This window comes from Dokdonia pacifica, assembly GCF_900188275.1.
GTDB classification, from domain to species: Bacteria; Bacteroidota; Bacteroidia; order Flavobacteriales; family Flavobacteriaceae; genus Dokdonia; species Dokdonia pacifica.
This window is the reverse complement of the sequence record NZ_FZNY01000003.1, coordinates 350,778-364,079: the sequence shown is the minus strand read 5'-3', so window position 1 is coordinate 364,079 and position 13,302 is coordinate 350,778. Positions and strand designations below refer to the sequence as shown.

General features: G+C 35.0%; 14 protein-coding genes and 1 riboswitch. Of the genes, 10 read left to right on the top strand and 4 right to left on the bottom strand.

Annotated features, from left to right (window positions below):
• Positions 1-61: 61 nt before the first annotated feature.
• Entirely contained in the window at positions 62-1,279 is a 1,218-nt protein-coding gene (locus tag CHB80_RS11785) for a bifunctional alpha/beta hydrolase/OsmC family protein (RefSeq protein ID WP_089371668.1), read from the top strand.
• 56 nt (positions 1,280-1,335) lie between these two features.
• Positions 1,336-1,584, top strand: a complete 249-nt coding sequence (locus CHB80_RS11780; protein WP_089371667.1) for a GlsB/YeaQ/YmgE family stress response membrane protein — start codon at positions 1,336-1,338, stop codon at positions 1,582-1,584.
• A 233-nt stretch (positions 1,585-1,817) separates the two neighbouring features.
• Here CHB80_RS11780 and CHB80_RS11775 read toward each other — a convergent pair whose 3' ends face one another.
• Positions 1,818-3,710: a TonB-dependent receptor plug domain-containing protein gene (locus CHB80_RS11775; protein WP_089371666.1), complete on the bottom strand. Its 1,893-nt coding sequence runs from the start codon at positions 3,708-3,710 to the stop codon at positions 1,818-1,820.
• Between the two features lie 67 nt (positions 3,711-3,777).
• A riboswitch (cobalamin riboswitch) is annotated at positions 3,778-4,009 on the bottom strand.
• A gap of 91 nt (positions 4,010-4,100) precedes the next feature.
• On the opposite strand from CHB80_RS11775, the gene CHB80_RS11770 reads away from it, so the two are divergent.
• Genes CHB80_RS11770 through cobC form a run of 4 tightly spaced genes read left to right on the top strand, consistent with a single transcriptional unit; the run spans position 4,101 to position 6,967 of the window.
• A complete protein-coding gene (locus CHB80_RS11770; protein ID WP_089371665.1) occupies positions 4,101-4,604 on the top strand; it encodes a bifunctional adenosylcobinamide kinase/adenosylcobinamide-phosphate guanylyltransferase in 504 nt (167 codons plus the stop codon).
• 15 nt (positions 4,605-4,619) lie between these two features.
• A complete protein-coding gene (gene cobT / locus CHB80_RS11765; protein ID WP_089371664.1) occupies positions 4,620-5,654 on the top strand; it encodes a nicotinate-nucleotide--dimethylbenzimidazole phosphoribosyltransferase in 1,035 nt (344 codons plus the stop codon).
• Positions 5,655-6,416 carry an adenosylcobinamide-GDP ribazoletransferase gene (locus tag CHB80_RS11760; RefSeq protein ID WP_089371663.1) on the top strand — a complete coding sequence of 254 codons (762 nt, stop codon included), beginning with the start codon at positions 5,655-5,657 and terminating at the stop codon, positions 6,414-6,416.
• Positions 6,401-6,967 (top strand): alpha-ribazole phosphatase, encoded by a 567-nt coding sequence (cobC, locus tag CHB80_RS11755; protein WP_089371662.1) that lies wholly within the window; start codon positions 6,401-6,403, stop codon positions 6,965-6,967. The genes CHB80_RS11760 and cobC overlap by 16 nt, the downstream gene beginning before the upstream one ends.
• 154 nt (positions 6,968-7,121) lie before the next feature.
• Here the strand turns inward: cobC and CHB80_RS11750 are convergent, their stop codons facing one another.
• Complete coding sequence (locus tag CHB80_RS11750; RefSeq protein WP_089371661.1) at positions 7,122-7,769, bottom strand: Dph6-related ATP pyrophosphatase; 648 nt, start codon at positions 7,767-7,769, stop codon at positions 7,122-7,124.
• A 163-nt stretch (positions 7,770-7,932) separates the two neighbouring features.
• Here CHB80_RS11750 and CHB80_RS11745 point away from each other — a divergent pair, with 163 nt between their 5' ends.
• The 3 genes from CHB80_RS11745 to CHB80_RS11735 all read left to right on the top strand — a co-directional run bounded on the left by CHB80_RS11745 (position 7,933) and on the right by CHB80_RS11735 (position 11,071).
• Positions 7,933-9,081 carry an ABC transporter substrate-binding protein gene (locus CHB80_RS11745; RefSeq protein ID WP_089371660.1) on the top strand — a complete coding sequence of 383 codons (1,149 nt, stop codon included), beginning with the start codon at positions 7,933-7,935 and terminating at the stop codon, positions 9,079-9,081.
• Positions 9,082-9,340: 259 nt separating this feature from the next.
• The gene (locus CHB80_RS11740) at positions 9,341-10,450 is read left to right on the top strand and encodes a hypothetical protein (protein WP_089371659.1); all 1,110 of its coding nucleotides are present in this window, start codon (positions 9,341-9,343) and stop codon (positions 10,448-10,450) included.
• 15 nt (positions 10,451-10,465) lie between these two features.
• A complete protein-coding gene (locus CHB80_RS11735) occupies positions 10,466-11,071 on the top strand; it encodes a hypothetical protein (protein ID WP_089371658.1) in 606 nt (201 codons plus the stop codon).
• A gap of 43 nt (positions 11,072-11,114) precedes the next feature.
• On the opposite strand, the gene CHB80_RS11730 is transcribed toward CHB80_RS11735, so the two are convergent.
• Together CHB80_RS11730 and CHB80_RS11725 are read right to left on the bottom strand one after the other, a co-directional pair.
• Positions 11,115-11,537 carry a hypothetical protein gene (locus tag CHB80_RS11730; protein ID WP_089371657.1) on the bottom strand — a complete coding sequence of 141 codons (423 nt, stop codon included), beginning with the start codon at positions 11,535-11,537 and terminating at the stop codon, positions 11,115-11,117.
• Complete coding sequence (locus CHB80_RS11725; protein ID WP_089371656.1) at positions 11,524-12,108, bottom strand: RNA polymerase sigma factor; 585 nt, start codon at positions 12,106-12,108, stop codon at positions 11,524-11,526. The genes CHB80_RS11730 and CHB80_RS11725 overlap by 14 nt, the downstream gene beginning before the upstream one ends.
• Before the next feature lie 209 nt (positions 12,109-12,317).
• Between CHB80_RS11725 and CHB80_RS25105 the strand changes: the two genes are divergently transcribed.
• Positions 12,318-13,250, top strand: a complete 933-nt coding sequence (locus CHB80_RS25105) for a LuxR C-terminal-related transcriptional regulator (RefSeq protein WP_089371655.1) — start codon at positions 12,318-12,320, stop codon at positions 13,248-13,250.
• Positions 13,251-13,302: the final 52 nt, after the last annotated feature.

Genomic DNA, 13,302 nt, shown 5'->3' with positions numbered 1-13,302 from the left:
AAAATTCGTTAGGTATTTTTTTGAAAACCGACTTAGCTAGACATCAAAACAAATCAGCTTCATGAAATCACGTAAATTAACATTCATAAACGCAGAAGGGAAGTCTCTATCTGCTCGATTGGATCTTCCTGCAAATCAAGATCCTCATAATTTTGCCATTTTTGCCCATTGTTTTACCTGTAGTAAAGATTTTAGTGCTGTTCGAAATGTAAGTCGTGCGCTAGCGTCTGAAGGTTTTGGGGTATTACGCTTTGACTTTATGGGATTAGGAAGAAGTGAAGGTGATTTTGCCGACACTAACTTTTCTACTAATGTCACCGACCTCATCAGTGCTGCCGAATTTCTTACCAAAGAATACAAAGCGCCTTCGCTTTTAGTAGGACATTCCTTAGGAGGTGCTGCTGCTATTTTTGCAGGTGGCCAAATAGAGAGTGTACTTGCAGTGGCTACGATAGGAGCGCCTAGTAATCCGCAGCATGTGCAAAAACAATTAGGCAGTCGACTTGAAGTTATTAGACAAGAAGGGCAAGCCAATGTAACGCTTGCGGGTCGTGATTTTACATTCAAGAAACAATTTATAGATGATCTAGAAGCGTGTTCTTGTACAGATGCAGCGCGCAAACTCAATAAAGCCTTATTGATTTTACATTCACCGCAAGATGCTACCGTATCTATTAAAAATGCAGAAGAGATTTACCATGCGGCACATCACCCAAAAAGTTTTGTGACCTTAGATGGCTCGGAGCATTTATTAATTGATAAGAAAAATGCCTCTTATGTAGGGAAAGTAATCGCTGGATGGGCCGCTCGATATATTCCGGCTGTAGAAAATGATACAATAAGTACAACCTACCAAGTAGTGGCAAGTCTAGATGACGAAGATAAATACACCACCGAACTGAAGCTCGGAAATCATTATATGAAAGCAGATGAGCCGCCTAGTATTGGAGGAAATGATTATGGGCCTACACCCTATGAGCTTTTAGCGGGATCCCTCTCGGCGTGTACAGCCATGACCATACAAATGTATGCGAGACGTAAAGGATGGAAAATAGATAATGTAGAGGTACATACGAGTTATTCTAAATCGTATCCTGAAGATTGTCAATCGTGTCCTGATGATGCTACGGCAAAAATTGACACCTTCACACGTGTGGTCAAACTTACCGCCGATGGATTAGATGACAAACAAAAAGCAAGGATTATGCAAATTGCAGATAAGTGCCCTGTACATAAAACATTACATAATGAGACGCAGGTGATTAGTAGGTTGGAATAAGTATTCTCAAAAAAATCCATTACATTGTAGGATACTAATAACTAAAAAATCATCATATGGGAATCATTGCAACACTTATTATTGGTGCTTTAGCTGGTTGGCTAGGCAGTAAATTGTACAGAGGTAGTGGGCTAGGTATTATCGGAAATATTATTGTAGGTATTATTGGTAGTTTTGTCGGTTCGTGGATTTTAAGAAAGCTTGGCATAAATCTCGGGACTGGTTGGATAGGAGCCATACTCACTGGTGCCATAGGTGCTATCGTGATTTTATTCTTATTTAATCTGATCTTCAAAAAGAAATAACTGCTCATAAAATTTTCGCCACGTTTCTATTTGATATATACGCTTTCGCGAAAGCAAAAAAAGGAAGAGTTAAAATTTTAAAACATTCCCCTAAGTAGTAGTACTATATTGATGAAATGAAATCAATATACACAATTGTAAAAGCCCTTATCCAAATAGATAAGGGCTTTTTAGTGATATGCTATATCTTATAAAGGAATATAGCATCTGCTTAATTCAACTAAGAGCTCTTCTTATAAAAGATTTAGTGTTACTCCTAGTTTTACGTTGGCACCTCTTGATGTAAATCCGAAAACGTCTTGATAATCTTCATTTAATAGATTATCTACACTTAATAAGAATCGCCATTTTTCATTTTTTAAAGTATGTCCAAAAGCAAGGTTTACAAGACTGAAGCTTTCTAGTGTAACTTCTGTTGCTGGAAACTCTCTAAAGTCATTAGCCAATCTATCATCTGTATATTGATAGGCTACAGAAGCAAATGTTCTTGGAGAGAAATCATATCCTACGGTAAAGTTGGCTTTGCTTTCTGGAATCAACACCGCATTATTTTCATTATCTATATACGTATAGTTAGCAGTTAATGATAGGTTCTTTACGGGTGTAGCATTTACTTCTACTTCAATACCGCTCGTATTGACCACTTCTTCACTATTAAAATACCCAGCTTCAAAGTCAAATTGAATCACATCTGTTTCTTCTCTGTCAAAATATAAAGCACTAGCTCTAAAATTCTTTCCTAGTTTTACTTCAACTCCTCCTTCTATGGTTAAGTTTTCTTCTGGGTCTAATTCAGGATTAGGTCCGAAGTTTCCAAATAATTGATTTAAAGAAGGCGCTATAAATGATGTACTATACGATCCAAATGGCTTTACATAGCTTCCTTCTCCAAACTTGTATGTATATGAAGGATTGATATTGTATGTAAAATTAGAACCATACTCACTATGATTATTCAGACGAGCACCAGCATTGATATTTAAACCAAAATCTGATACATACACCACATTGGCATACGGGTCTATGATATTAAAATCTGGGTTTTCATCTTGTGCATTTCCTTCAAAAGTAGCTTGATTATCAATGACGTTCAAACCTACAATCGTGTAGAAAGAATTGTTGATTTTATATTTATTATATACATCTAAAATCAAATTCTCACCTTCTGCAAAGAATGGAAAATCAGAGATAAACGCTCTATCAAATGTGCTATACGATGCGTTTAAATGTACGCTTCCTTTATTGTACTTATATGTAGAAGAAACCCCTACTCTGTACTGATCACTATTAAATTCATTTCCTGGGCTGTCAAAAAAGGCACCACCGTCAAAATCTGAATTAATATCAGTTACATTCCCAAAAATATTTATAGAGAAAGCATCTGTAAATTGGTATCCAAGATTTAGATCAAAACTCTTTTTAGAAAATGCATCTCTTTCTGCTTCTCCTTCTTCTACTAGTGCTGCTGAAAGTCCGTCGGTAAATTGCTGATTAAACCCTGCTTTATAAGTGAACTTATCTAACGTTCCGTTTACATTCACGCTATTATTAAAATCTGACAATCTGTAATCCTGGTCATCTTGAGATTGATTGGTTCCCACACTAGAATTGATGACAACATGTACTGCTTTATCACTCGCATCCTTCGTTGTAATATTAATTACAGCAGCGGCAGCTCCACTTCCATACAGTGTACTTGCAGCACCTTTGATTACTTCAATCTTTTCGATGTTTCCTAAAGATAATAGGCGTAAATCATATTCGCCATTAATTTGAGATGGATCAGAAACCTGAACCCCATCTATAATCACCAATACTTGACGGTTTCTACCTCCACGTACAAAAACACCTAAGTTTTGTCCTGCGTTACTTCTACTACCATTTACTTCAATACCAGATTTTGTATTGATTAATTCAGCGACAGAACGGCCTTGGTTTTTTTCAATTTCTTCTTTAGAAATTGTAATGACTGTTTTTCCAGAGTTTTCACGTTTTAATGCAAAACGCGAATCTGTTAATACCACTTCGTCCAATGTTTCTACAGTAGGTTGTTGCGTTTCTTGTGCCATAGTACACACAGAAAAAAACATACCTAATGCTACAAATGCATTTGTTTTTTTGTTCATTTTTTTTAATTAAAATCGAGAATAGTATAATCACTATTATACGTAAACTTTTATCCCGAAAGTTTGACTTACTTTGCTGAATATGGCAGGTCTCCTGACTTATCTTATGTTATTATACCTTCCCAGCAAGTGCCAGTGGTTTTGTAGTTAATAACATCCTAAACGGTGCTAATTTTCATTAGCAAAGAATTACAGTTGCGGGAACAGTTCTGGATTTAATAGTTACTATTGCACCAGATTCCCTTTTAATTGATTCTGTTTGCAAACAACAAAATCAAACCAAAATTCGGCGCGAAGATACTATCATTTTTATAATCAATGCGCATTTTCTTTACTATTAGTTCAAAAAAATATAATCTTTGCATTCATATATTCCGAAAAATATAATCTATGATCTATTACATTACTGGTGGTGAACGTTCAGGAAAAAGTAGTTATGCACAGGCATTAGCGACTTCTTTATCTGATACTCCTATATACATCGCAACCTCCCGCAATTGGGGTGGTGATCATACCGAACGTATTGATAGACATAAAGCCGACAGAGATGAACGTTGGACGTCTATAGAGGAAGAAAAAAATATTTCTACTGTCGTTTCTACAAATGATGTCGTGGTGATAGATTGTGTGACCTTATGGCTTACCAATTACTTTGTTGATACAAAAAACGATATCCAGCAATGTTTAGCTTTCGCGAAAGCGGAATTCGACAAACTAGCAAACATAGATGCTACTATTATTATCATTTCTAACGAAATAGGAATGGGTGTGCATGCACAAACAGAGGTGGGTAGGAAATTTACAGAACTGCAAGGTTGGGTCAATCAGCACATTGCAAAACGGGCAGATAAAGCTACATTTATGGTCTCGGGAATTCCTATGACTCTTAAATAAATCCTACAAAAAAACATGATTACAACCACAAAAAACAGCGAATTAGAAGCAAGACTTCAACATAAAATAGATTTAAAAACAAAACCCGTTGGGGCGTTAGGAATGTTGGAAAAAATTGCTTTCCAAATCGGCTGTATACAACAAACAGAAACTCCCGTAATTACAAGGCCTACCATCGTTGTTTTTGCAGGAGATCACGGTATTGCTTCCAAAGGAGAAGTAAATCCATTTCCGCAAGAAGTGACCTCGCAAATGGTGTATAATTTTGTACAAGGAGGCGCTGCTATTAATGTGTTGAGCACAACAAATGATATCCATCTCAAAGTAGTAGATGCGGGTGTAAATCATACATTTGATAAAGACATAGCTATCACACATGCTAAAGTAGCTATGGGCACCAAAAACTATCAGCATGTTCCAGCAATGACGCTAGAAGAACTCAAAACCGCTTTCCAGCATGCTGAAACCATTGTAACTGATTTGCATAAAGAAGGGGTAAATACAATAGGATTTGGAGAAATGGGCATTGGAAATACCTCATCGGCTTCCTTATTAATGAGCTATTTCACACAAATTCCTATTGCAACATGTGTAGGGTCTGGAACTGGTCTCGACCAAAATGGGATTTCTAAAAAACAACGTATTCTATCAGAAGTTTATCAGACATACAACATTCAAAATCCTACCGAAGCGCTTGCGACTTTTGGAGGATTTGAAATCGCCATGATTACTGCTGCTATTCTAAAAGCTGCCGAATTAAAAATGACTATTGTGATAGACGGATTTATTGTGACTGCTGCTTTATTGGCTGCACATGCAATGCAACCAAATGTATTAGATTACTGCTTATTTGCGCATACCTCAAATGAGCAAGGGCATATCAAAATGTTAGATTTTCTAAAGGTGCAACCTATACTATCACTAGGACTTCGATTAGGAGAAGGAACAGGAGCGGCATTAGCAATACCTATATTGAGAGCATCTGTTAATTTCTTACAAGAAATGGCTAGCTTTGAAAGTGCTGGTATAAGCGGAGAAACAACCCCATAAATGAAGAAAGAGATTCATATTTTTTTTACAGCCTTAATGTTCTTTACACGCATTCCGTGTCCTAAGTGGGTAGACCATAATCCTACCTATCTTAAGAAGAGTTCGCGGTATTTTTCTTTAGTAGGCATCTTGGTAGGTAGTATTGCAGCCTTAGTATTTTATGGTGCTTCCTTTATTTTGCCATTAGAAATTGCATTGTTACTCAGTATGGCAAGTTCTATCTATACCACAGGCGCATTTCACGAAGATGGTTTTGCAGATGTATGTGATGGTTTAGGCGGTGGGTGGACCAAAGAGAAGATCCTTCTTATTATGAAAGACTCTACATTAGGAACCTATGGCGTTATTGGAATTGGACTCTTATTAGCGATCAAATTTTCAGCATTACGTGAAGTTCCTGTACACTATATCCCATTGACTATTATTTCTGGTCATAGTCTAAGTCGATTTATTGCTACTACCCTACTCTATACACATCCATATGTAAGAGAGACAGAAGATAGCAAAGCGAAGCCTGCTGCAAAAAATATTGGTATCGATATTATAATTGTGAGTGGTCTTATAGGGATGATTCCTCTGTTATTTTTTAAATCTCCTTTCGTACTCTTGGTTATCATTCCTATGTATCTTTCTAAAATGTATCTAGGTGCTAAATTCACTAAATGGCTCGGTGGTCAAACGGGTGATTGCGCAGGCGCTGTGCAACAACTATCAGAAGTCATTTTTTATATAAGCCTCATCGCCTTATGGACATATATATAGTACGTCATACCACTCCCCATATAGACAAAGGCATTTGTTATGGACAAAGTGATTTGGAACTTATAAGTAGCTACCCAGAAGAATTTCAAGTGATTTTAGATACCATTCCAAAAGGAGATTATCACATTATTTCCAGTCCTTTACAACGTTGTTCCGCTTTCGCGAAAGCGTATAAAAGCCCTATTACCTATGACAATAGGCTCTTAGAATTAAATTTTGGAGATTGGGAACTCATGCCTTGGAATGATATTCCGCAGAAAGATATAGAACCTTGGATGAATGATTTTGTAAACGTGCGCGTTCCAAATGGAGAGTCCTATATTGATTTGACCACACGCGTGTATTCTTTTTTTGAAGAATTAATCCAATCAGAACTTGCACAACCTGTCATTATTGTAACACATGCAGGTCCTATACGGTCACTGCTTGCTAAACTTCTGAAAATTCCTTTAGAAAAATCATTCCGTATTAAGATTCAATACGGAGATGTGATTCATCTTAAAAAAGAAGACAACGATATCAAAGTGATTACTAAGATTCCTATTTCTTAAAGTATAGATGTTTTGTATCTAAAATGATGCTATAGTAGTCATGCTAAACTTGTTTCAGCATCTCAAAAGGAGATACGAATTCGTGAGACTCTGAAACAAGTTCAGAGTGACGCTTTAATTGTTTATATAAAATAGCAAAAAGAGAGCTGAAAAATTATTCCAATTGTAACTCTGCAAAATTATAATTACTCGAAGTGGCTTTTCCAACCATTTGAATATTCAATCGGTTTTTAAAAAATGGAGCATTTACGACTAGTGTATGATACTCTCCATTTTCACCACAAGCATCTACCCCTATGGCTTCTAGTTCTTCCAGAAGTTTACTATCAATAGTTCTTCCTAAAAAGTCAGGTCCTAAAGTTTGATTACAGGAAACAATCATAGCTTCTACTCCATCTTTAATCATTGCAAGAACCAACGCTTTCCGATCTCCTTGCCATAAAGGCAAAATTGCTTCTATAGAAGCAGCATGAGATACTTTCTCTTCCCAAGCACGATGCGAGGCTATATCAATATCTCCAAAAACAGCATGGGATACGCTATACGTTTTTACAAGATCTTTTAAATGTTTGATATAGTTTACTTCATAATCTGCCCACGTACTATTAAAAAAATGAATAGGTATTCCAATAGCTTCAGCTTGTGCCATTAGAATTTCTTTAGGGATTCCATGAGAGCGGGATCTATCTCCATGTTCATTCATCACATTAAGTAATACTGTAGGCGTATATCCTAATTGTTGCGCTTTATACAAAGCATAACAACTATCCTTACCACCACTCCACGAACATAAAAATTTCATTGACTTTATTTTAAAGAAGTAATTTAGACTTTTCCTATTGGCTATAAAAATTCCTATTTTTCACTTGAATCAAAAAAGCTAAATCACTTCTGCATCAAAAATACCCTTCTATAGATGGGGATACAAAAAAAATAACGAATTTTGGTTTCTTAAATTTTCATCTATGCGATTTCTCTTTATATGTCTTTCTTTAGTATTCATAAGTACTTCTTGTAAAGAGATTCAAAAAAAAAGCGATACACCTTCACAAGTATCAATTCAAGAGAAAAGAATTGAACAAATAGATTATGCAAAAGGGTTTTCTATCACACACTATACAAACTATAAAGAAATAAAAGTTACTTCTGCTTGGCCAGATAGTGAAGAAACGTTTACCTATATCTTAACACAAGATATAAGCACTTATGATCAACAAGATGAAAATACTGTTATTGTAGAACTTCCTATTAAAAAAATGGTCGCCATGTCTACAACAAATATTCCTTCTTTAGAGTATTTGGGTGTTGATGATTTATTAGTAGGATTTCCTAATCCTGACTATATTTCTTCAGAAAAAACAAGAGCTCGTATCGATAAGGGAGAAATTAAAAACCTCAACAGTAGCATTGATATTAATATGGAACTCCTTTTAGAGTTAGCTCCGGAACTAGTCATTGGTTTTTCGGTAAATGGCAATAATGAGACCTTAGACAAAATTGCTCAATTTGGGATTCCTGTTATTTTAGATGGCGCATGGACAGAGCAACATCCATTAGGACGTGCAGAATGGATAAAGTTTATTGCTACTTTTTTTGATAAAGAAACAGAGGCTCACGAAATTTTCAAACAAGTAGAGAGAGATTATTTAGCAGCAAAACAAATTGCATCTCACGTTATAGAAAAGCCCATTGTATTTTCTGGTTCGCCTTTTAAAGATACTTGGAACATCCCTGGTGGGAAGAGTTTTGTAGCGAAATACTTAGAAGACGCCAACACTGATTATTTATGGAAAGACACACCAAATACAGGGAGTCTACAATTAAATTTCGAAAGTGTTTTGGTAAAAGCACAACATGCCCCTTTATGGATAGGTGCAGGTAGTTTTAAAAACAAAGCACAGATGCATGCAAATAGTAAAAATTATGCGCTCTTTGATGCATATAACAACAATAACGTTTATACCTACACAAATAAAATAGGAGAAAATGGAGGGTTATTATATTTTGAATTAGGCCCTTTACGACCCGATATTATCTTAAAGGATATTATTGCTATTGCACATCCTCAACTCATACCGGATTACAGCCCTTTCTTTTTTAAGAGGTTAGAATAAATATTCTTGCTTAAAATATACCCGATATCTGTATACAAATTTATTTCTACTATTTTTTACGGAAACCCGTAATGATGTCATCTATCATTTACGCATCTTTCAGCTCTAAAGATTAAGAGTTAGTTAATTAATTTTTTACGATCAGAAAAATAAGTGCTTGCCTAGGGGAAGGGTGGGCGCTTTTTTTATACCCTATATCCAGTATCATAATTATACCATTTTACCGTTATATTGCTACACTAACTCACGTAACCACTATATGTATAAACAGGTATACACTTCTTTACTTTTACTTATCTGCATAGTATCAATAAATGCTCAAAGCAGAACACTACCAGATTTCCCTACACCTCAAAATGATTTTTATACCCTATTAGAAGAAGACAAAGTGACAAACCCTCTATTTCTAGAAGGTTCAGTACGCGAAGTAAATCGCACATTTACACAACATACATCGCCCGATAGTGACCAGACGTATACAGAGAATTATTATTACCTAATAAATACCGATAGAAAAATCACAAAATATACCACAGATAATGTCTTTGATGATATTACTGTAGAAAATCTAAATAGCGAACTACTTCCTATTATAAAAAATGACACAATTATCAAGGAAGAAGATTTCTATACCTATATCTACAAAAAAGGAAAACTCACCAATTATATGGCTTATGACATTGCTGGAGGGATGATGGATAGTATTGTATACACTTATAAGAATGACAAATTATCTACTCGTACACATTACAAATCTGAAGGCGCACTAGAAATGGATGACGAAGGGTTTGTAGACGAATCTGTAATTTATTTTTCTGAATTTAGTATTTATGGATACGGAGAAGCAACGTATACAAAGTTGGGACAATTACATACATTACTACAGCATGAGTTTACTATAGAAAGTGATCTTATAGATACTTATAAAAGCACCTACACATATGATCAACAAGGGCGTTTTAAAAATGCGACTACAGTTTCAGATCGCTGTTTTTTGACATATAAACAACTTAAAAAACATCCTAAAAAATGGAAGTTACAAGAAAACGAAACAGTAGAAGGCATGTACATCGAAACAACATTTTCAGTGTCATATGACAGTAAAGACAGGATAACATCGTATACAAAAGCAGATTCTCAGAAAAATAATATCGTGTATAACGTATCTTATGAAAATGATGCTAAAAAGAATATATATGTATCACGAGATGATTATAGTTTCCAGAAAGAGATCACTATTCACAGAGACCTTCTCTTTGAATACACCTATGATACCTATCACAATCCTACGTATATTGCATCGTATATTCTACGCAATGGCAAAAAAGTGTTAGATAAGTCTACGGAGTTAGCTATTATTTATTACTAAGAAATTAAAAATACAATGCATCATACATTATTAAAAAATATACAGATCCTTGGGTTTTTATTTATTGGAGCTATAATATATGGGCAGGAATATCAATTTGATATTCAGAATACTTCACTGGATGCATATATTCAAATGGAAGAACAACTAGGTAGTGTGCAAATGCCAAATACAACAAAATATATTTCTTTGAGTGGTAATGCACAACCTATTACATTTAAAAGAAAAGGAAACATACTTCCAGGTTTAGTTACTTATTTACATTTTAAAGAAAAAGATTCTTTAATGTCTAAAGTTCTTTATGAGTGGGATCCTAAGAATTCAAAAGAATTAGAAGAAGGTGAAAAACAATCGGAAGAATTTCAGAAAGCACTCATCCAAAAATATAAAGATTTAGAAAAAGAACTTACGACACTTTATGGAACTCCAAAGTCAAGAGGTAACTTATCTGATACAACACTAGCCGATCAACCCGGAGGACTAAGAAAAAATAATAAATGGTATCCAAATGAACATACAGAAATTGAACTGTATATTGTGGTATCAAATATGTATAAAAAAAGTGGCATTGTTACGATAACACCAACCTATAGAATAAGGCTTTATATTAAAAACAGATAATCATAGCATTAGGCAACACTTCTATTTCAAGACGGCGTGCATACTACCATTTATACTTTCGTTTTAAAATCACAATTTCTAAAAACAAGAAACCTGCTAGTATAATAGCCCCATACACAAAGGGACTTGTGGTTTCAACAGAAGTATCAAAACTAAATAGTTCCCAGGTAGGTACATCGAAAGAAGGCAATTTATCAGATACTTTTTGTACCACTTCAGAAACAGTCGTCAGTTCTATATTACGTATCCCTACAAACCCAATTAAAAGGGCAAAAACAACAGCGAGAAGGCTCCAGATTCGTTTTGAAATAAGGGGTTGATATACAATAGTAGTTTGAGAAGCTTGTGCTGTTTTAATGGTATGCATAAGTGTTTTTGTAAAATCATGAGATGGTGATTTTACAGAAACTTTTTGTACCGCTTTAGACACAACTTGATCTATTAATTTTTCTTCATTTTCTTTCATAACGCGCTACTAATTCTTTAGGTAAATGTGAGGCCATAATTGTATATAATTTCTTTCTACTTCGAAAAAGCTTCACTTTTACATTATTTTTTGTCATTCCCGTTACCGTAGCAATTTCCTCTAGCGTTTGCTCTTCAAGATAATACAAAGTAACTAAAAAAGCATCTTCTTCTCGCAATTGCTGAATACATTGTTCTAGTTGTCCTCGTAATTCATTGGCTTCAATGGCTTCGAGAATACTTGCTGTTTTTTCTTCGGTAATCTCTTCTTGTATTTCGGCAGCATAATGAGTGGGCTGTTTCCGCTTTCGCGAAAGCGAATCCAGACATTTATGATACGTAATACTATACAACCACGTACTAAATTTAGACGTTCCTTTATAACTATCCAATTTCTGGAATGCCTTTAAGAATACATCTTGCGAAACCTCTTCGGCTTCTTCGGTGGTTTTCATCATACGCAAACTCAGCGTATAGACCATATGCTTATAACGATCTATGAGCATAGCAAAGGCATTCACCTCGCCTTCCAACGTCTTGGTTATATAGATATGGTCATCTTGATGGGTCATTGTACAAACGTAAGACTGCTTAAAGTATCATATGGTTACAGGAATTGTTAGAAAAGTTACAAAAAAAGATATGAGACCTCTTCGTAGGCAGAAAAACAGTGTCTAGATTTATAAATGATCTTATTGAAATATATAATTAATCACTAGTTTTATATGTAGATTGCACATAACGAAAGCTACATGCATTTATTAATAGTTAATGCCAAATAATGAACGATAAGGATTACTTTTCTCATCTATATGAAATCGCAAGTCACCTCAACAAAGAATTTTCTTTGCATGCGGCACTTCGTAAATCTTTAGAAAAAACAGCTGAGATTCTGGGTATAGAAACGGGTTGGATTTGGCTTACTGAACCAGATAACGAATCGGTGTATTTAGCAGTGTCTCATAATTTACCACCTGCACTAAGTAATTTCCCCGAACGCTTATCGGGTTGGTGTTACTGTATAAAACAATACCTATCTGACGATATTAATCAAGCAGTAAACATTAGTGAAATTGCTTGTTCAAGATTAAAAGATATCAGCTCAGGCACTAATGATTTAAAGTTTCATGCTACTATTCCTATCATTATTAATGATCAAAAAGTAGGACTCATCAACTTACTAAGTAAAGAAACACGACAACTTACTGAAAAAGAATTGACTATTCTTAATACGATTAGTGAATTGGTGGGAACAGCCATACAACGCGCGCGTTTACAGCAACCTTCTAAAGATGTAACATCAGGAACAACCTTGAGTAAAATCTCTGAAGCAGTACTATTTCCAAAGATAGAAGCTATTATTTCATCTCTTGAAAGTGTAAAGAGTGAAAAAAGTAAAATACAAGAGGCTCTTAACAAAGCAACAGACTTACAGCATCAATTAAAAACACTTCTTAAGGAAACTGAAACCCTTGAGCAAACTGGTAAAACACTTCATGAGTTTAATTACCCCGAAATGCCTATTACAAAACGAGAGTTACAAGTACTCACTCTCATAAAAAAGGGACTTACTAATGAGCAAATTGGGACACAATTATTCATCACAGAGCGAACGGTTAAGTTTCATATTACTGCCATACTATCCAAACTCAATGCTACTAATCGTACCGAAGCAGTAGATATTGGTTTAAAAAGAGGGCTTTTTAGTATTTAATTTCTACTAAATTTCTTTCCACCTGTACTATCGTACAGGTATCTTTCTGTAC